This window comes from Actinocrinis sp. (assembly GCF_035650855.1).
Taxonomy (GTDB): Bacteria; Actinomycetota; Actinomycetes; order Streptomycetales; family Catenulisporaceae; genus Actinocrinis.
On sequence record NZ_DASRGV010000397.1, the window covers coordinates 1 to 26,730 of the forward strand.

Below are 26,730 nucleotides of genomic sequence, written 5' to 3' on the forward strand. Positions count from 1 at the left end.
GATCGCCTTGGTCGGCGCCGCGATACTCGTGGCGACCTGCCTAGGACACGAGCGGGTGGTCGCGCGGCGACGGGCCCGCCGCTCGGCTCGGGGCGGGCCGGCCAGGGGCGGGTCGACCCGGATGGTGGCCTGAGTGGCGGTGCAGATCGCGCGGACGGTCCAATAGCCTGGCGGCATGACTGAGTCGAAACATGACGCGGATCAACCGGCCGGCCGGGAAAACCGGGCCCGCCGGGATCACGGTGAGCGCAGCGGGCACGACACATACGGCGAGCACGCCGGGCACGACGAGCGGCTGGGTTTCTCGTCGCTGGCCATCCACGCGGGACAGGAGCCGGACCCGCTGACCGGCGCGGTCGTCCCGCCGATCTACCAGGTCTCCACCTACAAGCAGGACGGTGTCGGCGGCCTGCGCGGCGGCTACGAATACTCCCGGTCGGCGAACCCGACCCGGACCGCGCTGGAGGAGTGCCTGGCCGCGATCGAGGGCGGCACGCGCGGACTGGCCTTCGCGTCCGGGTTGGCGGCGGAGGACTGCCTGCTGCGGACGGTCGTGGCGCCGGGGGACCACGTCGTGATCCCGAACGACGCCTACGGCGGCACCTACCGGCTGTTCTCCAAGGTCTACGAGCGGTGGGGCGTGCAGTGGACCGCGGTCGACCTCGGCGACCTCGACGCGGTGCGGGCGGCCGTACAACCGGGGCGCACCCGCGCGGTGTGGGTCGAGACCCCGTCGAACCCGCTGCTCGGCGTCTCGGACATCGCCGCGCTCGCGGGCATCGCGCGGGAGGCCGGGGCGCTGCTCGTCGTGGACAACACGTTCGCCACTCCTTATCTACAGCAGCCGCTCGCGCTTGGCGCGGACGTGGTCGTGCACTCCACGACGAAGTACATCGGCGGGCACTCGGACGTGGTCGGCGGCGCGCTCGTCGTGGCCGACGCCGGGCTGGGGGAGCGGTTGGCGTTCCACCAGAACTCGCTGGGAGCGGTCGCGGGACCGTTCGACGCCTGGCTCACGCTGCGGGGCATCAAGACCTTGGCGGTCCGGATGGACCGGCATTGTCAGAACGCTGCGGCGGTCGCCGAGATGCTGGCCGCGCACCCGAAGGTGAGCGAGGTGCGCTACCCGGGCCTGCCGGGGCATCAGGGCCATGAGATCGCGGTGAAGCAGATGCGCGCCTTCGGCGGCATGGTCTCCTTCCGGCACGCCGACGGCGAGGAGGCGGCGGTCGAGATGTGCGGCCGCACCCGGCTGTTCACCCTCGGCGAGTCGCTGGGCGGCGTCGAGTCGCTGATCGAGCATCCCGGCCGGATGACGCACATGTCGGCCGCGGGCTCGCCGCTGGAGGTGCCGGCCGACCTGGTCCGGCTGTCCGTGGGCATCGAGGACCGCGCCGACCTGCTCGCGGACCTCGCGAGGGCGCTCGGCTGATACGCGGGCGGACCTGCAAAATCACGGTCCGAACACGGCGGGATCAAGCCTTGTGGCGCCCGCCGTGTTCTGGTGTACAGTGCCGCGCGTGGTGGGGATTTCCGCAATCGAGCAGGGCGCCTTCGTCGCCGACCGCTACCGCGTGGTCGAGCGGCTGACCCGCTTCGCCGTCGCCGACAGTACGCTGACCGGCGTTGAATACGAGTACTGGCTCGCCCTCGACGAGACCCGTGACGTCGAGGTCTGGCTTCAGGTCGCGGCCGCTCGCGACACCTACGCCTCCGGGGCCGACCTGGCCGGCGTGGTCTCCACGCTGCGCAGGCTCAATCACCCGGCGCTGCCGGTGGTGCTGGACTTCGGCGAGATTGAGGTCGAGGTTGAGGTTGAGCAGGTAGCTGAGGCAGCGGGCGAAGATGCGGAAGGCACTGCGGATGCGGTGGTCGAGCGCGTCGGATACGTGGTCTTGGAGCCGGTGGAGGCGGAGAGCCTGGCCACCGTGCTGCTGCGCGGCGCGCTGACCGAAGCGGAGATCCTCGCGGTGCTCGTCGGGATCGCCGACGTGCTCAAGGTGCTGCACGAGGTGCAGATCGTCCACGGGCATCTGTCCGCTTATTCGTTCCTGCTCGCCGAAAACGGCGTGCTGCTGATCGACCTGGCCGCGGCCGCTGCGCTCGAAGTCGCGTCGGCGAGCGAGCTGACCAGCGCCGCCGACGTCTACGCGCTGGCCTGGCTGGCATGCATCGCGCTCGCCGGCGTGGAGGCCGTGGAGGCGGAATTCGGGGTCGGATTCGACGCGGCTTCGAGCCCTGAGAGCGCGGCCGCGCCACAGTTGCTGACGCTGGACCTGGTCGAGCGGCGTCGCGCGTGGGCCGAGGCGAACCTGGTGGCGACCTACGGGTTGCGTGCGCAGCTCGCGGCCCTGCTGGTCGCGGCGCTCGGCGAGGCCGGCGCGCGCCCGACGGTCGGCGCGTTGACCGCCGCGCTGCGGGTCCGGGAGAACGCCGCCGAAGCGTCAGCAGTGGAGGAAGAGGCCGCGGTGGCGGTCGAGGTGGCAGCGGCCGCAGTCGTCGCGGGGGCGATAGTTGCGGCGGAGGTGGCAGCTGCAGAGGTGGCAGCTGCAGAGGCAGAAGAGGCCGCGGCGGCGGAAGTAGTAGAAGAGGCGGAAGCAGTAGAAGCGGCGGAAGAGGTCGGATACGCCGAGGTCGTCGAGGAAAGTGCGGCAGCCGGAGAGCTGGTCGGCGCGGGAGTCGCGGTCGGCGTCGGAGCCGAGGCGATCGGCGGGAGTGGCGGCGCGAATCGCGGCCGAGGCGGACGCGGCGGATCCGGGCGGGCCGGTGCGAGCGGGCTGGCGTCCGCGCCGTTGACGCCGACCGCGTCACCGTCTGGCCGGCACGGCTCGCCGCCGCAACGACCTAAGTCAGCGCTCTACGTCGCCCTCACCATCGTGGTGCTGGTCGTCGGCGCCATCGTCTGGGGATGCAGCGCAGGCGGCTCATCGCCGTCTGCGAAACCGACCGGCTCGCCGTCCACGGCCGGGCAGGCCACCGGTGGACAGGGCGGGGCCGGTGCTTCGCCGAGCGCCATCTCGAGTCAGGCGGGTGGCGCAGGGACCTCGCCGGGGCCGAGTTCCGCGGCGTCGCCGACTCAGGGGTCGAATTCGGCGAGCCCAGGGGCCGGCGGCGGCGTCACCGCGGCACCCAGCTACTCGGTCACTCCGCTGGCCACCGCACCGGCCAGCCCCGGTCAAGCACTCCAGCAGATCCAGCAGACCGTCTCCCAGGCTGAAGCCGCCGGGCAGATCCCGCAGCAGGCGCAGGGTCCGCTTAATCAGGCGGTCGGCACCCTTCAGCAGGAAATCGGCTCCAAGTCCTCGGTTCAGCCCGGCGTCAGCCAACTGCGCTCCGCGTTGAACCAGAGCGGCGTGCCGGCCGGATTCCGCCAGCAGATCAACCAGCTGATTCCGTACCTGTCCATGGGACAGGGGAGCTAGCGGCGAGGATCGGCTGAAAGGTCGGGCGGCGGGCTTGGGGCCTGCCGCCCGACTCTTTTGCCCTTGTCGGGATAGCGACTCGGGCGCGGCTTACTAGGCGGCCCAGCGGCGCAGCGCGTCGAGCAGGCGGTCGTGAGCCCGGCTCGCCGCGCCACGCGCCGTGGCGAGCTGGATCGAGCGCTGCAGCGCGGGCTTGGGCACGTCTCGCAGAGTACTGTCGAGCAGCGCCAGGGACAGCGCCTCGAACGGTCCGCGCAGATCCGCCGAGTCGTCGGACTTCTCGCAGGTTTCTTCGAGCACTGTGAGCGCCTCCAGCGCGGCCGCGTCGTCGCTCGGTGCGCGCAGCTCGAAGGCGTCGGTGTCCGTACAGTCTCCGGCCACCACAGAAGCCGCCTCGAAGGCGTTGATGAGGGGACTGAGACAGCCGGCCGTGCGCGGGTCGTAGAGGCCGGGGAATGCCTCCGGCTCGTATCCGCTCTCGTACCCGGCGATGTAGATCGGCGAGCTGGAGCGGGTTTCCACGATCATGCCGATCGCCAGGTCCAGCAGGTTGACCGGCCAGTCCAGATTGCGCAGCGCGTGCATCCGCACCACGCCGCGCCGCGGGCTCAGGCCCGAGGCGAGCAGCAGCTGCGCCGATTCGAGCGCGGACTGCGCGTAGAAGTCGATTTCCGCGCTGTGCAGGCGGATCACGCCGGCTTTGCACCAGCTGCGCAGCCGGTCGGCGATGATCGAGTTGTCCACGACGTGCGTGAACCGCGCGGCCGTGATCAGCAGCTGCGACCGCGCCGCGGCGCGCGCCATGAGCCATTCCGCCACGCGCTTGGATTCGGCGTAAATGTCCGGGGAGTAGGGCCGCAGCGCCTTTCCGGTCGATGCGCACACCACGTGCTGCACCCCGTGCTCGGCGGCCACGTCCAGGAGGTTGCGGGTTCCGAAGATGTTCGTGGTCACCGTGCGGTGCACTTCGACCTCGGCGCGGCCCGGTTCCCGCTGGGCCGCCACATGGAACACCAATTCGGGCTTGAGCTCGGCGAAAAGCTCTGATATCGCGGTTCGGTCACGTATGTCCGCTTCGCGATATTCTGTGCCTGGCGGCAGCCGCCAGGGCTGCACCGTTCCACGGCTCACGCTCACCAGCCGGCCCGGGCCGAGCGCCGCGAGCTGCTCCATCAGCATCGAGCCGATGCAGCCGGTGCCCCCGGTGACCAGCACCGTGCGCCCGGCCAGCCATTGCGTCGTCGCGTCCCGCGGCAGGCAGATTCCGCGCTCGCGTATCGCCTGGAAGCGCTGATATTCGGCGAGGGCGTCGGGGCGCGCGGCCACGAGGCGTTCGGTCAGCTCCGAGAGCAGCCTTACCTCTGACTGGTCAAGTTTCACCCGCCCCTGCGGGATCGCCGCGCGCATGCCGTCGAGAATGGATGCGGCGCTTTCCATGCGACCCCTTACGTGCTGAGCGGCGGTGCTTGAACCCCGCCGACCGTGGAGGTCGCCACGCTGCGGCCGGGGTGATTGGGGATTCTACCCACCGGTAGCGCACGGACTTCAAGAGATCCTCATGAAAAGTCGGCTGAAAGTTACCTGTACCGCACGCGCTGTTGTGCGGCGCGCGATAGGGGATAGCATTGCCGGGCTCGTGATGGTTCGACCTCTGGTCCGGGAGGGGTGGCTCGACGTGACCGACGTCGTCGAGGGCGCTCGCATCGAACGGATGCCGCAGCACGCCGCCTCGGCCGGGACCAGCCGGATCCCCCGGGTCGGACGGCCCCCGGCGCCCGATCCGTCGCTTCCGCAGCCCCCTGACGACGTGGAGAAATACTCGTACGTCAACCGCAGGGCGATGCTGCTGATCTGGGCCTCGGTGGTCAGCTTCGGCTTCCTCATCTACAGCCAGGTGCGGATGATCGAGGTCTCCGCCTGGTTCTGGGCCTACCTGCCCTTCCTGACCTTCACCATCGGCTATTTCGCAGTGTCCCTCGTGGTCAACGCGGCCGCGAAGGACTTCGACCTGGTCGCGCACCGGGCCGTGGTCGACAGCTGGCGGCCGGCGGTCTATCCCTCGGTGGATGTGCTGCTGCCGGTGTGCGGCGAGCCGGTCGAGGTGTTGCGCAACACGTGGACCCACGTCGCGTTGATGGCCGCGCATTACCGCGGCGAAGTCAACGTGTACGTACTGGACGATTCGGACAGTCCGCAGTTGCGCCGCATGGCGCAGGAATTCGGCTATGTATATGCGGGGCGCTCTAATCGCGGCTGGTACAAGAAGGCCGGGAACCTGCTTTACGGCTACCGAATATCGCGCGGCGAATTCATCCTGCTGCTCGACGCCGACTTCGCGCCGCGGCCGGACATGCTGGACGAGACGTTGCCGCACATGCAGGATCCGAGCGTCGGGATCGTGCAGACGCCGCAGTTCTTCCGGGTGCTCGACTCGCAGAACTGGCTGGAGCGCGGCGCGGGAGCCGTGCAGGAGCTCTTCTACCGCTCCGTGCAGACCTCGCTCTCCCGCTACGACGGCGCCATCTGCGTGGGCACCTGCGCGGTCTACCGGCGCGCCGCCCTCGACGACAACGGCGGCATGACCCTGATCGAGCACTCCGAGGACGTGCACACCGGGTTCGACCTCTACCTGCGCGGCTGGCGGCTGAAGTACCTGCCGATCGCGCTGTCCACCGGCGTGTGCCCGGACAACCTGGCCGCCTACGTGAACCAGCAGTACCGCTGGTGCTCCGGGAACATGAGCATGCTCGGCAGCCGCAAGTTCTGGCACGCCAAGCTGCCGTTCCGGGTCCGGCTGAGTTATTTGTCCGGGTTCTTCTATTACGTGCACACGGCCCTGATGACGTTCGTCCTGCCGATCGTGCCGATCGCGCTGCTGATCGGGCTGCCGCAGGACCTGCAGATCACGAACCTGATCTACGTGGTGCCCGGCCTCATCTACGCCGGAGTGATCTTCCCCCTGTGGCATCGCGCGCCGTACCGGCTGGAGGCGTATGCCTGCCGCATGGTCTACGGTTGGGCGCACGTCTTCACGATCTGGGACGTGCTGCGTAACAACCGGATGGGCTGGCAGCCCTCCGGCTCGTCCTCGAAGAAGCAGGGGCGCAACAAGCGGTTCTGGATCGGGATGATCGGCTGGACCGCGGTCACCGCCGCCGTGTGGGTCGGCCTGTGTCTGTGGCGGATGTACACGATGGACCCGTTCAACTTCATGGTGCTGCTCGCCTCAGGGCTCTTCTACGCGGCCACCGCCGCACGCGTGCTGGCCCGACCGAACCCTGCCGCGGCATGATCCGTCGGCGCCGCTTCCCGGTCCCGCTGCTCGCGCTGTGCCTCGCCGTGGGCTCGATTTCCGGCTGCTCCGTGGTGCGCGACGCCGCGACCTGGAAGATGACCCCGTCCGCGGGCCCCGCCGCGGCAGGCGCGAGCGCGGGACCTTCCGCCGCTCCGAACCTGACCCAGCCCGCGTTCGACGTCAAACCCCTGATCAAGCCGGCGCACAAGTACATCGGCCTGGAGATGCCGGGCGCCCCCGCGTCGATCGCCCCGGCCGAGCAGTTTGCCTCCTGGGTGGGCAAGAAGCCGAACCTGCTCGGCGCGTACGTCGGCTGGAACACCGGCCTGGACACCCAGGCGGTGAAGAACGCCTGGGCCTACGGCGCGCTCTACTTCCAGGTCTGGGAACCCTTCGGGGCCACCATGCAGCAGATCGCGGCCGGCGCCTCAGACGACTACATCAGCCGGTTCGCCGCCTCGGTGCGCTCGCTGAACCTGCCGATCGCGCTCAGCTTCGGGCACGAGATGAACGGCGACTGGTACCCCTGGGGCACCAAGCAGACGGCCCCCGCCGACTTCGTGGCCGCCTGGCGGCATGTGCACGACCTGTTCGCCAAGGTCGGCGCGACCAACGTCATCTGGATCTGGGACCCCAACGACATCTACCCGGTGCCCAACATCCAACTTCAGCCGCTCTACCCGGGAGACCAGTACGTGGACTGGATCGGCGTGACCGGATACTGGACGGTCAACGGCCCGCACACCTATTCCTCGCTGTTCCTGCCGACCCTGCTGGACATCCGCAAGTTCACCGCCAAGCCGTTCATCATCGCCGAGACCGGCGTCCAAGCCGGATCCAACCAGGTCGCCTCAGTCAATGCCCTGTTCAACGCCGTGGCCACGCACGACGACATACTCGGCTTCGTCTGGTACGACTACAACCGCCAGGGCGACTGGCGACTGGAGAACCGGCCCACGGTGCAGGCCGCGTTCAGGTCGGACGTGGCGGCCACCGAGTTCGGCTTCAACGTGGGCGCCGCCCGATGAGCAGCACGATGAACGACGGCGGCCGCACACCGGGCACCGACCGGCAGGAGCCCGGTGCGGCGGACCGGACCGCGCAGGAGCGCCGCGACCTGCTGTTCGAACTGTTCCAGTCGCACAAGGCGCTGGATCGGCTCAGCGAGCGCATGCCGGAACCCGTCGAAGCAGGGTTCGAAGAGCTGGACGGGGAACCCGAGTTCACGGTCGTCTATCCGGCCGGCGGAGTCCGAATACCCGGACAAGTCGCCCCGGACGCGGCCACTCCGCCCGACCTACTGATCGCCCCGGACGCGATGGCGGTGCTGTCGGAGCCCGTCGCTCCACCGCACCCGATCGCCCCGGACGCGCCCGCAGAAGGGACCGAGGAGTCGGACACACAGCCGGTCGCGCTGCCCCGACAGGCTCCGCCGCCGGTCCAGCCGCCGCAGCCGATGCCGGCGGAGTCCGACTCTCCCGGCACACAGCTGGCTCCTGCGGTCGACATGCCCGCGCCCAAGCGGTTCGGGGACAAGGTCTCCTGGCGCGACACGGTCCCGTTCGAGGAGACCGGCATCCTGATCCGCCCGGCCGACTGGTCGACGGACCGGATCGAGACCGCGCTGATCAACGTCGGCGCGCTGCGCGAGGCCGAGCGCAAGGCGGACGCCTCGCTGGCGGGCAAGCGCCGCACCGGCCTCTCCCGGCTGATCCCGACGCCGCGCCGCGGGCTGCTGCTCGCCATCCTCTTCGTCCAGGCCTTCCTCTCGCTGCGCAACAGCAACACGGCGTTCGAAGACGAGGCGCTGTACCTCTACTCGGGGCACCTCGAACTCGCGCATCTGCTCAACGGCCAGCCCATCGACAACTTCGCCGCGTACTTCTCCGGCGCCCCGGTGCTCTACCCGATCGTCGGCGCGATCGCCGACCAGATCGGCGGGGTGTTCGCGGCCCGCCTGCTCAGCCTGGCGTTCATGCTCGGCGCTACCTGCCTGGTCTACCTGATCGGGCGCCGGCTGTTCGGCGTGCGCTCGGCGCTGTGCGGCGCGGGGCTGTTCGGGACCACGGCTTCCGCGATCTTCATGGGCGGGTTCGCCACCTATGACGCGCCCTGCGTCTTCCTGCTCGCGCTCGCGGCGTGGATCGTAGTGCGCGGGGCCTTGTCGAGTTGGCCGTACTACGCACTGGCCGTTGTACCGATGCTGCTCGCGGTGGGCACGAAGTACGCATCGCTGCTGTTCATACCGACGATCATCGTGCTGTCGTGCATCACGGCCATCCCTTACCACGGTTGGCGCTGGGCGTTACTGCGTCCGATATCGCTCACGGCCATGATCGGCTCCATGGCGTACGGCGCCTTGAAGCTCGCCGGACCGACGTACGTGCACGGCATCCAGCAGACCACGACGGCGCGAGCGCAAGGCGGCACCTCCACCCAGACGCTGCTCACCGAGATCGGCAAGTGGGGCGCCCCGGTCTTCGCCGTGGCGGTGGTCGGCGGCCTTTACTACATCTTCCGGCACCGACCGGACGTCGACTCCCGGCTCACCCTCGGCAAGTGGGGCCGGGTGGCGCTGGTCGCGCTGATGCTGGGCACCGCGCTGCTCGCCCCGGCGAACCAGCTGCGCATCCACACCGACGTCGCGCTGCAGAAGCACATCGGCTTCGGCCTCATGTTCGCCGCGCCGCTGGCCGGCTACGGACTCGTACGGCTGGTCGGCGGGCACTTCGGCCGGCTGCAACTGGGCATCGGCGCCGCGGTGGTGGCCTTCGCGTTCGGCATGTCGCAATCGCACATCATGTTCCGCGGCTGGCCGGACGCGACCCGTCTGGTGGCCACGATCAAGCAGTACCAGAAGCCGGGCGGGAAATACCTGGTGGAGATCGACGAGGTACCGATCTACTACCTGCGCGGCGACACCGACGCCGAGCCCTCCCAGTTCACCTCGACCTTCGCCTTCCTCTACCTCGACTGGCAGGGCCAGTGGCTGACCGGGGACATCGCTTACCAGACGGCGGTCGAGCAGGGCTACTTCCAGGTCGTCGCGATCGACGGAACCACTACGCCCGAGGTCGACCAGGCGATCCTCAAGGGCCTGCACTCGCCGATCAGCCCGTATCGCATAGTGTCTGAATACAACGTGCAGACCTCGTACGGACCGACTACCTATCAGGTATGGGTGAAGAAGTAGTGACGCAGACGCCGCCGAGTCCGGCAGCGAGCGGCAGGCGGGCACATCCGTGGTTCGCCAAGTACTACTCGCGGATCTCGGTGGCGATGGACCGCGGCGGCCTGGCGCAGTACCGCAGGCGGCTGCTGGAGGGGCTCAGCGGCGAGGTCGTCGAGATCGGCCCCGGCAACGGCCTGAACTTCCGGCACTATCCGGCCGAGGTGACCCGGCTGGTCGCCGTGGAGCCGGAGCCGACCCTGCGGGCGAAGGCGCGGCAAGCCGCGGAAGAGGTCGCGCGGAACGTCCGGATCGAGGTGATCGGCGGCGTGGCCGAGCGGATGCCGCTGGCCGACGCCTCCTGCGACGCCGTGGTCGTCTCGCTCGTGCTGTGCTCCGTGCCGGATCAGCAGGCCGCTTTCGACGAGGTCCGCCGGGTCCTGCGGCCAGGCGGGGAGTTCCGCTTCATGGAGCACGTGCGCTCACAGGGCCGCGCGGCGGCGTGGGGGCAGCGCGCGCTCGATGCGACGGTCTGGCCGTTGCTCGGCGCCGGCTGCCACTGCTCGCGGGAAACCGGCGAGGCCGTCTCGGCCGCCGGATTCGAGATCAGCACGCTGAGCCGGTTCCGCTTCCCGCCGCGGCTCTACTTGCCGGACCCGACCGCGTCGCACGTGCTCGGACTAGCACGCAAGCCGGCGTAGGAGCAGGCTCGGCGCGCACGTTTCTGCCGCCCTGTCGAGAGAACAGTTCTGCTCAGTCAGAGAACGGCACTGCCGCGCACGGGGGCGCCCAGTGTGTATAAGCCGGCACCCAGTTCGTCGCGATCGCGTCCACCCCGAGCCCGCGCAGGTGTACCCATTGCGTGGAGAACGGCGGTGTCCACACCCAAACGGCCAATCCGGCCGCGCGCCACGCAACGACCTGCGCGCGAGTGATCCGCGCGAAGTCGATGTACAGAATCCGCGCACCTGTCGCAGTGATCGACGACGCTGACGGGTTCCCCGACTCCTGGATGTACGCCGTCATCACGTCCGGCGCGGCCGCGGAGAACGCACTCACGTCGTCGGCCTCCCAGCCGCCGACTACCACCCGGTTCGCGTAACCGGACGCTGAGATGACTGCGGCCAGCGCGTTGATCGAGGCCTGACCCGCCCCTCCGGCCGCGAACGGATCGGCCTCCATCTGCAGCACTATCGGCCGGCCGGTGTGCTTCACCGCGGCGAGCAACTGCGCGAGCGTCTGCGGGTGCTGATTGTGTGGCAACCGGTGCTTGCCGTCGTTGGACTTCAAGCCGAGCGCGGTGAACTGGGCGGCGGTGACCGAAAGCACGGGGCCGGTGCCGGTCGTGGTGCGGTTGAGCGTCGCGTCGTGGATGGCGACCGGCACGTTGTCCTTGGTCCAGCGCACGTCCGCGTTGAGCATCGAGGCGCCCTGCGCGACGGCGGCCAGTTCAGCGGTGGCGGTGTTCTCCGGCAGCGGCGCGTTGATGCCGCCCTCGCCGCGGTGCGCTATCACCGGGGGCGCCGCGCAGGGGTCGTCGAGATGGTCCCATGGGCGCGGCCAGTTCTTGGGCCCGCGCAGCGTCGGCGACGGGCTCGGTGCCCCGATGTGGACGATCACGCCGCCGCCCGTGTGGCCGACCCCGTTGGCGACCTGCTGCGGGTCGGCCGGTGCGGTGGTGACCGAGCAGGCGGCCGACGCGCAGAGTGCCCCCGCGCTCAGCAGCACCGCCAGCAGCCGGCCCGGCCTGTGTCGATTCAAGGCGCCCCGAGTCAATGCGCGCCGCTTCGGCCGGTGCCGAGTCGGCCCGTGCCGACTTATCCGTGTGACCGCCCAGCCGCGCATACACCCCTCATTTCGCCGGCCCCGAACCCGATCCACCCGTATGCGTTCGGTTGCGACTAAGGACGCTTCATCCAGCCTTCGCGTTGCAGGGAACTTTAAGGTTCGCGGAGATTTTCGGCCTGCGAGTGCCACCGGGAGGGAAGTATCACCCGGTTCGGCACCCAATGCCCGGCAACGGGAGTAACCCGGTGCGGCCGGTGATGGAATCATGGATGACATGTCGCGCTTCGGTGAGGGCCTCGCGGTGGACACGGACGTAGAGCGCGCCGCGCGGCGCGCCACCTACGGCGCGCTCTCCACCGTGGAGGGCGCGCCCGACCTGGTCACCGTGTTCGCCGGGGTGACGGATCCGGAAGACGCCGACCGGGTCGCCGCCACGGTGCACGCCATGGTCGCCGCCACCGGCAACGAACGCTGCGTCGTCGTCGGGGCGCTGACCCCCGGCGTCATGGGCGACGCCCGCGCGGTCGGACCGCTGCTCGGCGGCGAGCCCGCGGTGGCCGTGTGGGCGGGCCGGCTGCCCGGGGTGCGGGTGCGGCCCTTCCACCTTCGCGCGACCCGCGAGGCCGACTCGATCGCCGTCGGCGGACTGCCCGAACCCTGGCCGGACGACCGCGTCGTGCTGGTGCTGGCCGATCCGCACAGCTTCCCCGCGGACGGCTTCGTCGAGCGCTCCAACGAGGCGCTGCCCGGCCTGCCGTTCGTCGGCGGCCTGGTGCCGGGACTGGCCGGACGCGGCTCCGCCCGGCTGATCCGCGGCTCGGCCACCTATGACGAGGGCGCGGTCGGCGTGATGCTCGGCGGTCCTGTGGACGCGGCGATAGCGGTCAGCCAGGGCTGCCGCCCGATCGGCCCGACGATGACCGTCACCGCGGCCGAGGGCAACATGCTGCTCGGCCTGGCCGGTAAGCCCGCGCTGGACAAGCTGCGCGAGATCCTCGACGAGCTCGACGAGCGAGAGCGCCACGCCGTCTCAACCGGCCTGCACCTCGGCCTCGCCATGGACGAATACGCGGACCAGCACGAGAGCGGCGACTTCCTGATCCGCGGCGTGCTCGGCACCGATCCGGAGCGAGGCGGCGTCGCGGTCGGCGACGTGATCGGCGTGGGGCGTACCGTGCGCTTCCAGCTGCGTGACGCCGCCAGCGCCGGCCGGGAGTTGGACACGGTGCTGACGGCCTGTCGCGACCGGCCCGGCTACGCCACGATCGGCGGCGCGCTCGTCGTGTCCTGCAACGGCCGGGCCGGGGACCTCTTCCCGCAGCCACTCGGCGCAGGACACGACATTCTGGCGGTGCGCGCGGGGCTCGGCACGAACGCGGTCTCCGGGTTCTTCGGCGCCGGCGAGATCGGGCCGGTCGGCGGGCGAAACCACCTGCACGGCTACACGGCCTCCGTGCTCGCCTTCGCGGATCCGGACGCGAAGATCGTCTGATCGTCTAAGGCGCTGCCCGCTTGGGTACGGTCGGAGCGACGCTGAGGCACTGAACACAGCAACATCGTGAGCACAGTGCCATCGTGAGCACAGTGCCATCGTGACCACAGCGTCATCGATTTCAGGCGAACGCCGGAGGGAACGCACGCCGTGGAGACGACCGAGCAGCGAGTCCTGGCCATCGACGTCGGCGGAACGAAGCTCGCCGTCGGCGTCGTCGACGGCGAGGGCCGGGTCCTGGAGAACCTGCGGACCGCCACCCCGCAGCCCGGCGTCACCGACAGCGGCGAGATGATCTTCCGCACCCTGCTCGGCCTGGTCGCCGAGCTGAAGACGGACCCGGCCGAGTTCGTCGGCGTCGGAGTGGGCTGCGGCGGCCCGATGCGATGGCCGCAGGGCGAGGTCTCACCGCTCAACATCGAGGCATGGCGCGGCTTCCCGCTGCGGGCGCGGTTCGCCGAGGCGTTTCCCGGCCTGCCGGTGCGTGTGCACAACGACGCGATCTGCCTCGCGGTCGCCGAACACTGGCGCGGCGCCGGGATGCACACCGAGGACATGCTCGGCATGGTCGTGTCCACCGGAGTCGGCGGCGGCCTGATCCTCGGCGGCCGGCTGATCGACGGGCACAGCGGCAACGCCGGGCACATCGGCCACGTCATCGTGCACGCCGACGAGCCGCGGTGCGCGTGCGGGGGGATCGGCTGCCTGGAGGCGATCGCGTCCGGTCCGCGGCTGACCGGCTGGGCGGCCGAGCAGGGCTGGCGACCGGGCGTGCCGGCCGACCAGCGCACCGGCCGCGATCTGGTCGACGACGCGCGCCGCTCGCACCCGATCGCGCTCAAGGCGCTGGCCCGCGCGGGCCGGGCGCTCGGGCTCGCGATCGCTGCGGCGACCGTCCTTGGCGACCTGCAAGTGGTGGCGATCGGCGGCGGGCTCTCGCAGGCCGGACCGCTGCTGTTCGACCCGCTGGAGGCGACGCTACGCGAGCGGCTGCGCCTGGACTTCGCCCGTCCGGTGCGCGTCGTCCCGGCCGCGCTCGGCCAGGAGGCGGGACTGGTCGGCGCGGCGGCGCTGATCGTGCATCCGGAGTGCTACTGGTCGCCCAAGGACTGACCGCCGGCCACCGGGTCGTTCACCCGACGGGCCGGACCGTCTGCCGGTGCGTCAGCTGACGCGCCGTCGGCTTCGACGGCGTTCGGCCGCAGTGTCAACGCGACGCTCAGCACGCCCAGCGGCGCGGCTAGGAACAGTGCCATCTTCGGCACCAGGATCCCCGAGTCGTCGACGAACCAGCCGATCGCGACCGTGATCAGCGCCAGCCACAACGCGCAGCGCACGAACGGTTCGCGGGCGTAGGCCAAGGCGAGCGCGCGCGCGCCGACCAGGCGCGGGGCCACGATCGCCAGCAGGGTCCAGAACAGGATCCACGGCACGTAGTGGCTGAACCAGTCGTTGTCGATCGAGGCCAGGTTCGTGTCGATCTTCCGGTGGATCGTGCCGGTCCAGCCGCCGTCGAAGATCGAGGCCACGAAGTTGCCGAAGTGCGAGCGCTGCCCGGCCGGCTGCAGGTAGTTGAGCACCGCGAAGCCGGAGACCACCACCACGCCGCTGATCGCGACCACCAGGACCTTGCGCCAGGTGATCCGCAGGCCCGCGATCAGGAACAGCAGCAGCACGAACCCGGGCACCATCGCGATCGTGCCGCCGAACTTCGCGCCCCATCCGGGATAGCCACAGGCAGCCACCGCCACCAGAGCGACCGCCCCCACGACGAGCAGCGCACGCCGCCGCTCGGTACGCGTCGCGTCCGGCAACCGGCTCAAGCCGAGCCGCCCCGGCACCGCCCGACGCAGCCAACCCTCCGCGGCCGCGCGGAAGGTGTGCGGCCAGGCGTGCGCCGGGATTTCACCTGACCCCTGACGCGGCATCAGCAGCGAGGCGAGCCAGGCGGACCCGATCATCGCCGCGGCGCAATACACACCGACCGCGCTGTTACCGATCCCGTAGAAGCGTCCAGCGATCACATACGAGAGACCGAACGGGGTCTGGGCCTGGAGCCGCGATCCGGTCGCCACATCCGCCGCGATGATCAGAAGCGTCAGCAGGCCGAGCAGCCCGGCCGGGGCGAGCGGCTGCCCGCGCAACGACGGCGCCAGCCGGCAGGCCGCGAACGCGGCTGCCGCCAGCAGCACGCTGATCCCCGCGATCGTCCCGTAAAGGATCGGGCCGGGGGCGAAGGTGGCCGACCAGTTCACCAGGTTCGCGAGGAAAGACGCCGGGGCGACCGCGCCCAGCACCGTGGCCCAGATGACGACGGCCCCGGTCAAGCCGGTCCGCCAGCGGCGCAGGCGCGGGAAGCGGCGGGCGAATCGGCCGGGGGAGTACCGCTGCGGCAGCCAGCGCACCGCGGCGAAGGCCAGGCCGGCGGCCCAGGCCAGGATGGTGATCGCGTGCGCCATCCAGGTGATGAATCGGCCGTTGGTCTGGGCGAAGGTCTGGTTGGCGGTGTTGAGCCAGGCCTGGGTGACGATCGCCCCGGCCGGATCTGACGGGGCGTTGCCCCGCGTGCTGATCTGCGCTCCGATGAACGACTTCGAGTCGACGGCGGAGATCTGCTGCGGCGTCAGGCCGACCCAGTGCAACAGCGAAGGCGTCAGGTCCAGGGTCTGCACGAGGCCGGCGTGCCGCGTCGAAGAAGCGTAGAGCCAGTGCTTGCCGTCGAAGGTCGTGGTGCTTGCCGCCCCGCTCGTCGCAGTCGTCTGAGCCGTGCCTGACACGAGCAGCGCGTGCAGCTGCGGTTCGGTCGTGGAGTCATCGAGACCGGCCACGACCACGATCGTGCCCGTAGGCAGCCGTGAGATGAGCGACCCGAGTTCGGAGTCGAGCGCCGCATACGGGTACACGCGGTCGATCGGCGGCTGCGGCTGGATAGTAGCGGCAGGCGCCGGTAAGGCGGTGACGCCGCCGAGATCGACGAGAGTCAGCGCGCATTGTGAGAGATCGCTCTTTGTAAGGGCATCCGGCGCACCCAAGTAGTTCGCGACGTGCCCGTGTGCGTCGGCTGCTCCGAGCAGGGCGCCGGGACCTGACGCCGCGACACAACCACCCGCCGCCGTGATCGGTGCAGCGAGCGACCCGAACACCGGGGCGTAGCTGTAGGCGTTGTTCGGCGCCGTGAACGCAGAGAAGTTCGGAATGTCGTACGAACCCGCGCTCTGTGGGGCGTCGGGCAACGGCGTGCAGTACGTCTGCGGGAGCGTGACCAGGGACGTCGCGGAACTCGTCCCGGCAGGGTACTGCATCACCCTTCCGGAAAACGACCGAGTGCCGCTGTTGAGGGTCAGCCAGCCGTCTGCCGGACACGTGTCGTTGATCACCGCGCGCGTCACGAGCGAGGCGATGCTGCCGCGCCGCGCCAGATTGAAGAGTGTGGGCATCCCGGTCTGCGTTACGTCGCTCCACTGCAAACCGTCGATCCCGATAACGACGACGCGCCCCGCAGGTGGTCCGCTGGCCGTGCGCTCCGCGGCCTGTGCCGCTGCGGCGCCCGCCACGATCACGCTCGCCAGCGCGGCACCGAGCAGTGCGAGCAGCGCGAGCAGCGAGAGCGGGGACAGTAGACGACGGGGGCGCACCCGGCCAGCGTAGTGGCCCGGTGCGCCCCCGGCTGAGGGTGGATCCGGCCGGTCCGGATGCGTGTCACGCACCCGGATCGATGCCGTCTCGTGCGCCGCCAGTGCTAGTGCATCACTGGTGCCGCATCGCTTGTGGCGGAGGCCTCGTCGCCCGCCGCGTCCCCGGTCGTGCCCGCAGCCGTTCCCGTGGTCGCGCCTTCGACCGCGTCCTGCGGCGCGCCGCCTTCCACCGCGCCCTCAGGCGCCGGTGCGCCCATCGCGCGCAGCGGGACCTGCTTCAGGAACAGGCTGAGCACCCACGCGACCAGCATCGTCGCCGCGGCGACCAGGAAGACCACCGACATGGCCTGCACGAACACGTGCAGGATGGCCGCCTCGACTCCCGGGTGCTGCACGTTGAGCGCGTCCAGCGCCTTGCGGCTCAGGCCGTTCGGGCTGCCGCCGCCGCTCAGGCCCGCGCCCTTCGGCAGGTCGATCGCGGCGTAGTGGTTGAACCGGTTGATCAGGACCGCGCCGAAGATCGCGGTGCCGAAGGAGCCGCCCATGTTGCGGAAGAACAGGTTCGCCGAGGTGCCGGTGCCGATGTCCTTGAACGGCAGCGAGTTCTGCACGGCCAGCGTGAGCACCGGCATCACCAGGCCCATGCCGAGGCCGAGGACGAACATGTACACGCCGCGCTCGGCCGCGCCGGTGGTCTCGGTCAGCCGGGACATCAGGTACATGCCGACCGCGGCGATCGCGGTGCCGGCGATCGGGAACGCCTTGTACTTGCCGATCTTCGAGATGATCCGCCCGCCGATGATCGAGGCGGGCATGATGCCGGCCATCATCGGCAGGATCGCCAGGCCCGCCATCGTCGGGCTGTAGCCGACCACCAGCTGCAGGTAGGTCGAGACGTAGATCAGCGAGCCCATCATCGCCATGCCGAGCACCAGCGCGATCAGGTTCGAGACCGTGAAGATCGAGTTGCGGAACAGGTGCATCGGCAGGATCGGCTCGGTGGCCACCTTGGCCTCCCAGAGCGCGAAGCCGACCAGCAGCGCCGCGCCGACCGCGATCAGGGCGATGATCGTGCTGGAGCCCCAGGCGTAGGTGGTGCCGCCCCACACGGTGACCAGCAGCAGGGCCGAGGCCCCGGCGGCCACGAGTGCCGCGCCGGTGTAGTCGATCTTGTGCTTGATCTGGTTGTTGCGCACGTGCAGCACGATCGAGACGACGATCAGCGCCAGGATGCCGATCGGCAGGTTGACGTAGAAGATCCAGCGCCAGCCGGTGGTCCCGAACAGGTGGCTGCGGTCGGTGAAGAAGCCGCCGATCAGCGGGCCGAGCACCATGGCGAGCATGAACACGCCGCCGAAGTAGCCCTGGTACTTTCCGCGCTCGCGGGGCGGGACCACGACGCCGATGATCGTGAACACCAGCGCCATCAGGCCGCCGCCGCCCAGGCCCTGCAGGGCGCGGAACGCGATCAGCTCGCCCATGTTCTGCGACATCCCGCACAGCGCGGAGCCGACCAGGAACAGGCTGATCGCGAACATGAATATCTTCTTGGGACCGTACAGGTCCGCCAGCTTGCCGTAGATCGGCGTGACGACCGTGGACGCGAGCAGGTACGCGGTCACCACCCAGGACTGGTGGGCCAGCCCGTGCACCGGGTCCAGATCCTGGACGATGGTCCACAGCGCGGTGGACACGATGGTCTGGTCCAGGGCGGCCAGCAGCATGCCCAGCATCAGGCCGCTGAAGACCACCATGATCTGCCGGTGCGACATCATGGGACGGCCGTCGGCCGCCGTCGCGGGTGCGTTCATTAAAAGCATCCTTCGGTGTCGCGTACGAATCTGTCGAGCAGTTTTGTCAGGGCGTGCACGTCGTCGGCCGGCCACGCGGCCAGCGCGTCGCGAATCGCGGTCGCGCGTTCGCACCAGAACCGCTCCACGAAGTCGTGTCCCCGTTCGGTGACCCCCACCTGGAAAGCCCGCTTGTCGTCCGGGTCGGCCGTCTTGACCACGTACCCCTCCTCCTCGAGGACGCGCAGGTGCCGGCTGACCGTGGACAGGTCCAGCTGTGCTTCCTTCGCGAGTGCGGAGGCGCGCATCGGACCCACCTTGCCCAGCACGAACAGCACCGAGATCCGGCCGTGCTCCGGAGTCTTCTCCATCGCCCGGTGCCGGTTCTTGGCCTGCATGAACAGCGCCCGCATGGCATCGCTCAGGGCGCGCACGTCCGCGACTGTCGGCGCCGTCACGGCCTGCGCGTCGAGCGCCGCGTCGCCGGCGGTCGGCTGCGGGGGCCGCTCGTGAGTGTGGACCGACATGTAGACCATCCGCGGATAGGGCTTCCAGGAAGTTGCTTGTACCTTGCAACTATATGCCTAGTTGCTTGCGGCATGCAAGTAGTTTTTGACCTGCGGTTCCGCTCACCGGCCGCCGGACCGCTTGACCGTCGAACCGAGATCGCGATCCGCGTAGCCTGACCCCATGGCTACCCACAAGGAGCGGGCCGCGGTCGAAGGCGACACCACGCCGGGAGACAAACCGCAGGCCACCACCACTACTACCGGCGACACCCCCGCGGTGACCCTCGACGACGTGCTCGCCGCGCGCAAGCTGCTCGCCGACGTCGTGCGTCCGACCCCGCTGGCCTGGTCCCGGCCGCTGTCCGAGCAGCTCGGCGGCGAGGTCTGGTTCAAGTGCGAGAACGTGCAACGCGCCGGCTCGTTCAAGATCCGCGGCGCTTACGTACGCATCCACAACCTGCCTCCGCACGAGCGCGCCCGAGGCGTCGTGGCCGCCAGCGCCGGCAATCACGCCCAAGGCGTCGCGCTCGCGGCGACCCTGCACGGCATCGAGTCCACGGTGTTCATGCCGGAAGGCGCGCCGCTGCCGAAAGTCGCCGCCACCGAGTCCTACGGCGCGCGGGTCCGCTTCGCCGGAACCACCGTCGACGAGGCGCTGATCGCGGCGCGGGCCTTCGCGCAGCAGACCGGCGCGGCGCTCATTCATCCTTTTGACCACCCCGATGTGATCGCGGGTCAGGGCACCGTCGCGCTGGAGATCCTGGAGCAGTGCCCGCAGGTGAAGACCGTGGTCGCGGCCACAGGCGGGGGAGGGCTGCTCGCCGGCCTCGCCACGACGCTGCGCGCGATGCGCCCGGACGTGCGCGTCGTCGGCGTACAGGCAGCGGCGGCCGCCGCCTATCCCGGTTCGCTGCTCGCCGGATCGCCGACCCCGATCGCCTCGATGACGACCATGGCCGACGGCATCGCGGTCGGCTGCCCCGGCCAGCTGCCGTTCGGTATCATCCGCGGGCTCGGCACCGAGATCGTGACCGTGTCCGAGGAGCTGATCTCCCAGGCCCTGCTGCTCCTGCTGGAGCGCAACAAGCTGGTGGTCGAGCCCGCGGGCGCGGTAGGCGTCGCCGCGCTGCTCGAAGCCGCCCAGGAAACGGCCTCAGGACAGCTCGGTTCCGGCGAGCCGCGGTTCGAGCCCCCGGTCGTGGCGGTGCTCTCCGGCGGCAACGTCGATCCGCTGCTGCTGCTGCGGCTCATCCGTCACGGGCTCGCCGCCGCGGGACGGTTCCTCTCGCTGCGGCTGCGGCTCACCGACCGGCCCGGCGCGCTCGCCCAACTGCTGGCCGAGCTGGCCGCGGTCGACGCGAACGTCGTCGACGTGGAGCACGGCCGCACCTCGGCCGGGCTGGGCATCGCCGAGGTGGAGGTGGCGGTGACGCTGGAGACGCGCGGCCCGGACCACGCCGATGCGGTGGTGGCGCGGCTCAGCGCCGCCGGGTACGCCCCGACCGTGCAGTGAGGTAGCGAGGGAGCGAGCGCGATCCGCGGCGGAAGCCTTCAGCCGGCCGGTTTCTGACGCGGCGGCGGGATCACCTTCCCGGCGACGACGCGTGCGAGTTTCACCGAGACCTGCTCGCCGGAGCGCCTGCGGACCGTGGCCTGTCCCTGTGCGCCCTCGGTCCACTCCAGCAATTCGCCCACCAGGTCGCTTAGCGTCTCGCCGAACTGACCGTGATCCGGCGGGTCCAGCCGGTAACGCAGCACGACCCGTGATCCCACATCCTGTGCGCTGATGCGGAGCGCCCCACTCGGTGATGTACCGTCCACTTCAGCGCCCCTTTGTGCGTTGCAGCTTTGCTAAGCGCGATACTAGGTGTCGCACCATATCGATTGACGATGATGGGCCGGGATTAGCGACCCGGTCCGAGGCCAGGAGGACCCGGACGTGACCTACGTCATCGCGCAGCCCTGTGTGGATGTCAAGGACAAGGCATGCATCGAGGAGTGCCCGGTCGACTGCATCTATGAAGGCGAGCGCTCGCTCTACATCCACCCGGACGAGTGCGTCGACTGTGGTGCCTGCGAGCCGGTCTGCCCGGTCGAGGCGATCTTCTACGAGGACGACACCCCGGAGCAGTGGAAGGACTTCTACAAGGCGAACGTCGAGTTCTTCGAGGACCTCGGCTCGCCCGGCGGCGCCTCGAAGCTCGGCCTGATCCCCAAGGACCACCCGGTGATCACGGCGATCCCGCGCAAGGAGGAGGCGCACTGAGCGCCGCCCCCTGCCGCCCGCGCCGGCCGAAGGCGCGAGCACCCCGCACCTAGCGACCCGCGCGAGGAAAGCACCGATGCCGCACGTGTCCGCCCGTCTGCCGCAGTTCCCGTGGGACCGCCTGAAGCCGTACGCGGCCAAGGCGGACGCCCATCCCGGCGGACGGGTGGACCTTTCCGTCGGGACGCCGGTCGACGCGACGCCCGAGAGTGTGCGTCGTGCGCTGTCTGCGGCCGCCGATTCGCCGGGTTACCCGACCACGCACGGCACCGCCAGGCTGCGTGAGGCGGCCTCCGGCTGGATGCTGCGCGCGCTCGGTGTGGCGGTAGACCCCGTGTCGGTACTGCCGCTGCTCGGCTCCAAGGAACTCGTCGCCGGGCTGCCCGCGTTGCTGGGGCTCGGCGCGGGCGACGCCGTGGCGTACCCGACCCCGGCCTATCCGACCTACGAGATCGGCGCGCTGCTCTCCGGCGCGACGCCGGTCCCGGTGTCCGACGGCGAGCTGCGGGAGCAGTGGATCGCGCCGGATGACGCCTCGGGGAAAGTCAGCGGGGCGCCGGAGAATCTCCGACTGCTCTGGCTGAACTCGCCGGGCAATCCGCACGGCCGGGTCCACTCGCCTGACCTGCTTCGGCAGGTCGTCGCCTGGGCGCGGGCCCGGGGCGTCACCGTGGTCTCTGACGAGTGCTACATCTCGCTCGGCTGGGAAGGCACCGAACCGGTGTCGGTCCTGCATCCGGAGGTGTGCGGTGGCTCGCACGAAGGGCTGCTCGCCGTGCACTCGCTGTCCAAGCGCTCGAACCTGGCCGGCTACCGGTCCGCGTTCGTGGCCGGAGATCCGGCGCTCGTCGCGGAGCTGCTCGAAGTGCGCAAGCACGCCGGGATGATGATGCCGGGCCCGGTTCAGGCGGCTACTGCCGCTGCGCTCGACGACGATGAGCACGCGGCCGCGCAGAAGGAGCGCTATCGCTCCCGCCGCACGGTGCTGCGTAACGCGTTGCAGGATGCGGGATTCCGCATCGACCACTCCGAGGCAGGCCTCTACCTGTGGGCCTCACGCATCGTCAGCGGTGAGCCCGAAGCGTGTTGGGACACCGTCGCGCACTTGGCGGACTTGGGCATCCTGGCCGCCCCCGGCGAGTTCTACGGTCCCGGCGGCGAGCACCACGTCCGGGTGGCACTTACCGCGACCGACGAGCGCATTGCGTCCGCCGCGGCGCGGCTCGCCGGCTGACCGACTCCGACCGACTCCGCCGCGCGCCGTACCGCCTCATCGCTTCATCACGGCATTTCGGCATCGCATTTCGACACCGCCTTGCCGGGGCTACTGCCGTACCGCGCCATCGCACCGACAGCGACCAAAAGGCCGGTGGCCCGTCGGCTCCCGGTTCGGAGTCGGCGGGCCACCGGCCGCTCAGCCGCCGGCTGTGTCAGTCGGTCCGGCTGCTTCCCTGACTGTTCGTCAGGCCTTCTTGTGCTTGGCCACGTAGTGCGTGGTCAGCTTGGCCGCGTCGGTGGTCGCCTGCTGGCCCTGCGCCGCCTCGGCCGCCGGGTGCGCGACCATGGCCGGGGCCTGCGCGGCGACGTGCTGCGCCTGCATCGGGACCGACTCGGTGGAGGTCGGCATGCTCGCCGACCCGCCGTTGGCGCCCTGCTGCCCGGTCAGGCTGCCGACCACCGGCAGGTTGCCCACGACCGGCAGGCCGCCGTTGCCCAGACCGCTGGTCAGGCTGCCGACCACCGGCAGGCCGTTGAGCGGCGAGGCGCCGCCGTTGCCGGCGAGCCCGGCGACGTCCGGCAGGCCGCTGCCGGCCAGGCTGCCGACCACCGGCAGGCCGCTCAGCGGGGAGGCGCCGTTCTGCTGCCCGGCCAGGCTGCCGACCACGGGCAGGCCGGAGAGCGGCAGCCCCTGGGTCAGGTGCGCCGTGGTCTGGCTCTCGGCCAGGCTGCCGACCACCGGCAGCGAGCCGACCAGCGGCAGGGTGTCCGCGTGCGCGGCCCCGGCGGCGGCGACCGGCAGGGCGACGGCGGCGGCGGCCGCCGCGGTGGAGGCGATTCGACGCCCGGCGTGGCTCATCTGTGTCTCTCATTTCCGTGTGGACTGTGCGGTCCGGGGCGGTCGGCTCGGCTCCCGCGCCCAGGCCGGGTGGGCCGACGGCCCGGATGACGCCCGGCCGCCGCTCGGCGGCCGGCGACGCGGGCCGAGTACAGCGGCGTCCGCGTCACTGGGAATTACGAGCCGGGCACGGCTTGGGTTTCGGCCCGGCAGAGTAACGTTTGGGTAAAGGACCCGGCGCGGTTTGGAGGTCCAAAGACCGGATGAGCGTATTTCCGGGCCCGCGCTCGGCCGGTTTTTCCGGAAAACGGCCGGCTTAGAGCGAGCCGGCGCTCTGCAGCGCGCCGGTGACCGGGCTGTCCGCGCCGAGCACGCCGGTGACCGGAAGCGTCTGGGTCAGGCTGCCGACGCTGCCGACCATCGGCAGCTGGGTGCCGCTCAGCTTGCCGGTCAGGTCGCTGACGGTCGGCACGCCGCCCTGGCGCAGCTGCGAGACCAGCGGCGCGGCCTGGCCGATCACGCCTCCGGCCAGCGCATCGGCCTGCGGCGAGAGGCCGGAGGTCAGCGTGCCGAGCGCGCCCTGGTGCAGCACGTTCGGCGCCAGCCCGAGCGCGCCCCCGGATGCGGCCAGCTGCGGCATCACGTTGTTCACCGGCAGCGCCTCGGCCAGCTGGGTGGCCGCACGCTGGGTCTGGCCGCTCAGCAGCCGGTCGGCCGCGTTCGCGAGGTTGCCCGTCCCGACCGCCAGCTTCTGCGCGGAGTCGGCCGGCTGCGCGTCCAGCGTCGCCGAACGCACCTGTGCGTCTGCCTGCGGCCGCTGCGGCAGCAGGCCCAGGTCGCCGACCTGCATGAGGTCGCTCAGCGGCGGGGTCGCGGCGTTGAGCGTGCCGTCGAGCGGCAGGTCGTTGGCGATCGGGACACCCGCCACCAGCGGATTGATCGAGTCCGGCAGCCCGAACGGCAGCGCGACGTTCGGCAGCCCCAGCGTCTGCAGGTCGGCCTGCGGACCGGTCGCCGCGGCCGCCGTTCCCGCACACGCCAGTGGTACCGCTCCGGCGGTCAGCGCTGCGGCCGTCGCAGCAAGGCGGCGGCCGGTATTCCCGCTCAAGATGCCCTTGCTCGGCGCGGCGTGGCGGCCCTTGCGGGACTGCGAGTTGCTCATGGTGCTCCTCGAATTATGTGAACGGCGGGTATTCCTACCCTTCACTCATCGATGAGGAGCCCGCGGAAGTTGCGGCCAAATAAGGTAACGAAACGGTAACTATCGCAATCCTGGGGCCGAAATTCACTCGATTCAGTGAATTGCCTGCTTGCCTCGAACAAACCCCGGTCAGCCGACCATGACTATGTGCACGGGGCCCGCAGCCGCCGTAGCACTCGAATCGGCCTTCCAACCGGCCGCGCCGTCCGAGGCCGACCATGTCTTGCCGCCGTACGAGACCTGCGCGATGCCCATCGTCTCCGCCTGCGCCGCCGCCCAGTTCGCGTACGCCCACCCACGAGCCGACGCCGCGGTGCCTGAGATCGAGCTCGGCACGGTCACGCCGAAGGAGCGCCCGTCCGCCGCGATCCCGTCGACCTTGCCGACATTCGCGGAGCCGAATTCGGTACGCAGTTCGTTGACCACCGCCTGGCCGCGCGCCGTCAGCAGCGCGCCGGCGCCTTTGGCCTGCGCCGGGAACGTCGGCCCGTCCAGCGTGCAGCCGAGCCCGGCGCCCGCCGAACCGGTGAACACCGCGGAGAGCACCGTCGCGAACTGCTCCCACTGCGCGTACGCGGTCGGCGAGCCCGACTTCTGCACCGCCTGCGCCGCCTGCGTCAGCGACATGTTCTGCCAGCCGGAGACGTTCAGCAGCGCCTGGTAGAACTTCGTGGTCGAATACACCGGGTCCAGGATCTGCGCCTGCGTGCCCCAGCCCTGCGACGGCCGCTGCTGGAAGAGGCCCACCGAGTCGCGGTCGCCGTAGTCCAGGTTGTGCAGCTTCGACTCCTGCCGCGCGGTGGCCAGCGCCACCTCGATGCCGAAGGACGGCACGTTCATCGAGACGCCCACCGCCGCGATCGTCGAGGCGTTCTTCGCCTGCTCGAGATCCAGGCTCATGCTGCCGGCCGGGGAACTGACGGTGCATCCGGAGGACTGGAAGATCGACAGGTGCCCGAGTTTGTGCACCGCCCACAGCGCCGCCGCGGCGATCAGCCCGGCGATCACCAGCGCCACGATCAGCGCCTTGAGCCAGCCGCCACCGCCGCCGCGGGGCGCGAGGGCCTGCGTGTCGTGACTGGTCTGGGCGGTGCGCGGCACAGTGCTCCTCGGCGTCGGTCGAAGGCGGGGGCTTCCCGTTACCGTAACGCGATCGCGGTGCGAGACGGGTCCGGGTCGTGTCACGGGTCCGCATTAGTCTTGGCACATGACCGACACCTTCTCCAGCCCGCTGCCCGCCGTGATCGACGAACTGTGGGAGCGCCGCGCCGACCTGAGCCCGGCCGACGCGGACGCCCGCAAGCTGGTCGTCGAGGCGGTCGACCTGCTCGACTCCGGCGCGGCCCGGGTGGCCTTCGTGGACCCGGCCACCGACGCGGTGCTGGTGGACGAGCGGGCCAAGCGCGCCATCCTGCTCGGCTTCAAGGTGCTGGAGATGACGGAGGGCACGGTCGGCGAGTTCTACCAGCACGACCGGATCCCGCTGAAAAAGAGCTTCCCCGGAGTACGCGTGCTGCCCGGCGCGATCGCCCGGTGGGGCAGCTACTTCGCGCCCGGCGTGGTGCTGATGCCGAGCTTCACCAACATCGGCGGGTACGTGGACTCCGGCTCGATGGTGGACACGTGGGCGACGGTCGGCTCCTGCGCGCAGATCGGCAAGAACGTGCACCTGTCCGGCGGCGTCGGGATCGGCGGCGTGCTGGAGCCGCCGAACGCGATCCCGGTCGTGGTCGAGGACGACGCGATGATCGGCAGCCGGTCGATGATCGTCGAGGGCGCGCGGGTCGGCAAGGGCGCGATGGTGGGCGCCGGCACCATCCTGTCGGCGACGATCCCGGTCATCGACGTGGAGAGCGGCGAGGAGATCAGCCGCGGGCACATCCCGGCCTGGTCCGTCGCGGTCGGCGGCACCCGTACCAAGCAGTTCGCCGGCGGCTCCTTCGGCCTGCCCTGCGTCCTGGTGCTCAAGCGGCTCGATGAAGGCCAGCGGCACGACAAGGCGCAGCTCAACAGCATCCTGCGGGACCACGGGATGAGCGCCTGATGCAGTCGGGCGAGACGGGTGGCGCCGAGGTTTCCGCGGCCGCGGTTCCGGCAGACAGCGCGG

21 protein-coding genes and 1 CRISPR repeat array are annotated in these 26,730 nt (G+C 70.4%); of the genes, 12 read left to right on the forward strand and 9 right to left on the reverse strand.

Features of this window, described 5'->3' with window-relative positions; translation table 11 throughout:
* The first annotated feature begins 175 nt into the window (after positions 1-175).
* Both VFB40_RS28100 and VFB40_RS28105 read left to right on the forward strand, forming a co-directional pair.
* Positions 176-1,432, forward strand: a complete 1,257-nt coding sequence (locus VFB40_RS28100) for a cystathionine gamma-synthase (protein WP_324856019.1) — start codon at positions 176-178, stop codon at positions 1,430-1,432.
* Between the two features lie 88 nt (positions 1,433-1,520).
* The gene (locus VFB40_RS28105) at positions 1,521-3,422 is read left to right on the forward strand and encodes an RIO1 family regulatory kinase/ATPase domain-containing protein (protein WP_324856021.1); all 1,902 of its coding nucleotides are present in this window, start codon (positions 1,521-1,523) and stop codon (positions 3,420-3,422) included.
* 93 nt (positions 3,423-3,515) lie between these two features.
* On the opposite strand, the gene VFB40_RS28110 is transcribed toward VFB40_RS28105, so the two are convergent.
* Positions 3,516-4,859, reverse strand: a complete 1,344-nt coding sequence (locus VFB40_RS28110) for a polysaccharide biosynthesis protein (protein WP_324856023.1) — start codon at positions 4,857-4,859, stop codon at positions 3,516-3,518.
* 202 nt (positions 4,860-5,061) lie between these two features.
* Here VFB40_RS28110 and VFB40_RS28115 point away from each other — a divergent pair, with 202 nt between their 5' ends.
* The 4 genes from VFB40_RS28115 to VFB40_RS28130 are packed head-to-tail and all read left to right on the forward strand — an operon-like array spanning position 5,062 to position 10,587.
* On the forward strand, positions 5,062-6,714 hold the full coding sequence (locus tag VFB40_RS28115; RefSeq protein ID WP_324856058.1) for a glycosyltransferase family 2 protein: 1,653 nt from the start codon (positions 5,062-5,064) through the stop codon (positions 6,712-6,714).
* On the forward strand, positions 6,711-7,745 hold the full coding sequence (locus VFB40_RS28120) for a glycoside hydrolase family 26 protein (protein WP_324856025.1): 1,035 nt from the start codon (positions 6,711-6,713) through the stop codon (positions 7,743-7,745). Before VFB40_RS28115 ends, VFB40_RS28120 begins: the two co-directional genes overlap by 4 nt.
* Entirely contained in the window at positions 7,742-9,910 is a 2,169-nt protein-coding gene (locus VFB40_RS28125; protein ID WP_324856028.1) for an ArnT family glycosyltransferase, read from the forward strand. The genes VFB40_RS28120 and VFB40_RS28125 overlap by 4 nt, the downstream gene beginning before the upstream one ends.
* Complete coding sequence (locus VFB40_RS28130; protein WP_324856030.1) at positions 9,895-10,587, forward strand: class I SAM-dependent methyltransferase; 693 nt, start codon at positions 9,895-9,897, stop codon at positions 10,585-10,587. The genes VFB40_RS28125 and VFB40_RS28130 overlap by 16 nt, the downstream gene beginning before the upstream one ends.
* A gap of 52 nt (positions 10,588-10,639) precedes the next feature.
* On the opposite strand, the gene VFB40_RS28135 is transcribed toward VFB40_RS28130, so the two are convergent.
* On the reverse strand, positions 10,640-11,647 hold the full coding sequence (locus VFB40_RS28135) for a glycerophosphodiester phosphodiesterase (protein WP_324856032.1): 1,008 nt from the start codon (positions 11,645-11,647) through the stop codon (positions 10,640-10,642).
* A gap of 301 nt (positions 11,648-11,948) precedes the next feature.
* Here VFB40_RS28135 and VFB40_RS28140 point away from each other — a divergent pair, with 301 nt between their 5' ends.
* Both VFB40_RS28140 and VFB40_RS28145 read left to right on the forward strand, forming a co-directional pair.
* Complete coding sequence (locus tag VFB40_RS28140; RefSeq protein ID WP_324856034.1) at positions 11,949-13,166, forward strand: FIST signal transduction protein; 1,218 nt, start codon at positions 11,949-11,951, stop codon at positions 13,164-13,166.
* Between the two features lie 150 nt (positions 13,167-13,316).
* Entirely contained in the window at positions 13,317-14,279 is a 963-nt protein-coding gene (locus VFB40_RS28145; RefSeq protein WP_324856036.1) for an ROK family protein, read from the forward strand.
* Here the strand turns inward: VFB40_RS28145 and VFB40_RS28150 are convergent.
* The 3 genes from VFB40_RS28150 to VFB40_RS28160 all read right to left on the reverse strand — a co-directional run bounded on the left by VFB40_RS28150 (position 14,258) and on the right by VFB40_RS28160 (position 19,118).
* A complete protein-coding gene (locus tag VFB40_RS28150; RefSeq protein WP_324856038.1) occupies positions 14,258-16,801 on the reverse strand; it encodes a hypothetical protein in 2,544 nt (847 codons plus the stop codon). The two genes, VFB40_RS28145 and VFB40_RS28150, sit on opposite strands and share 22 nt — an antisense overlap.
* Positions 16,802-16,905: 104 nt before the next feature.
* A complete protein-coding gene (locus VFB40_RS28155) occupies positions 16,906-18,612 on the reverse strand; it encodes an MDR family MFS transporter (protein WP_324856040.1) in 1,707 nt (568 codons plus the stop codon).
* The gene (locus VFB40_RS28160; protein ID WP_324856042.1) at positions 18,612-19,118 is read right to left on the reverse strand and encodes a MarR family winged helix-turn-helix transcriptional regulator; all 507 of its coding nucleotides are present in this window, start codon (positions 19,116-19,118) and stop codon (positions 18,612-18,614) included. The genes VFB40_RS28155 and VFB40_RS28160 overlap by 1 nt, the downstream gene beginning before the upstream one ends.
* Positions 19,119-19,281: 163 nt before the next feature.
* Between VFB40_RS28160 and ilvA the strand changes: the two genes are divergently transcribed.
* Positions 19,282-20,613, forward strand: a complete 1,332-nt coding sequence (ilvA, locus tag VFB40_RS28165; protein ID WP_324856045.1) for a threonine ammonia-lyase — start codon at positions 19,282-19,284, stop codon at positions 20,611-20,613.
* Between the two features lie 38 nt (positions 20,614-20,651).
* On the opposite strand, the gene VFB40_RS28170 is transcribed toward ilvA, so the two are convergent.
* Complete coding sequence (locus tag VFB40_RS28170; RefSeq protein ID WP_324856046.1) at positions 20,652-20,921, reverse strand: putative acetyltransferase; 270 nt, start codon at positions 20,919-20,921, stop codon at positions 20,652-20,654.
* A gap of 118 nt (positions 20,922-21,039) precedes the next feature.
* Between VFB40_RS28170 and fdxA the strand changes: the two genes are divergently transcribed.
* Together fdxA and dapC are read left to right on the forward strand one after the other, a co-directional pair.
* Complete coding sequence (gene fdxA, locus VFB40_RS28175; protein WP_324842073.1) at positions 21,040-21,366, forward strand: ferredoxin; 327 nt, start codon at positions 21,040-21,042, stop codon at positions 21,364-21,366.
* A gap of 76 nt (positions 21,367-21,442) precedes the next feature.
* Positions 21,443-22,600, forward strand: coding sequence for a succinyldiaminopimelate transaminase (gene dapC, locus VFB40_RS28180; protein ID WP_324856048.1), 1,158 nt, complete (start codon positions 21,443-21,445; stop codon positions 22,598-22,600).
* A 228-nt stretch (positions 22,601-22,828) separates the two neighbouring features.
* On the opposite strand, the gene VFB40_RS28890 is transcribed toward dapC, so the two are convergent.
* From VFB40_RS28890 to VFB40_RS28195, 3 genes are all read right to left on the reverse strand, one after another.
* Positions 22,829-22,993 carry a hypothetical protein gene (locus VFB40_RS28890; RefSeq protein ID WP_527249216.1) on the reverse strand — a complete coding sequence of 55 codons (165 nt, stop codon included), beginning with the start codon at positions 22,991-22,993 and terminating at the stop codon, positions 22,829-22,831.
* Between the two features lie 33 nt (positions 22,994-23,026).
* Positions 23,027-23,330: a CRISPR direct-repeat array (repeat unit 25 nt; unit sequence GGTCAGGCTGCCGACCACCGGCAGG).
* Between the two features lie 408 nt (positions 23,331-23,738).
* On the reverse strand, positions 23,739-24,584 hold the full coding sequence (locus VFB40_RS28190; protein WP_324856052.1) for a hypothetical protein: 846 nt from the start codon (positions 24,582-24,584) through the stop codon (positions 23,739-23,741).
* 168 nt (positions 24,585-24,752) lie between these two features.
* On the reverse strand, positions 24,753-25,724 hold the full coding sequence (locus VFB40_RS28195; protein WP_324856054.1) for a VldE C-terminal domain-containing protein: 972 nt from the start codon (positions 25,722-25,724) through the stop codon (positions 24,753-24,755).
* A gap of 106 nt (positions 25,725-25,830) precedes the next feature.
* Here VFB40_RS28195 and VFB40_RS28200 point away from each other — a divergent pair, with 106 nt between their 5' ends.
* Positions 25,831-26,667, forward strand: a complete 837-nt coding sequence (locus VFB40_RS28200; RefSeq protein ID WP_324856056.1) for a 2,3,4,5-tetrahydropyridine-2,6-dicarboxylate N-succinyltransferase — start codon at positions 25,831-25,833, stop codon at positions 26,665-26,667.
* The last annotated feature ends 63 nt before the right edge of the window (positions 26,668-26,730 follow it).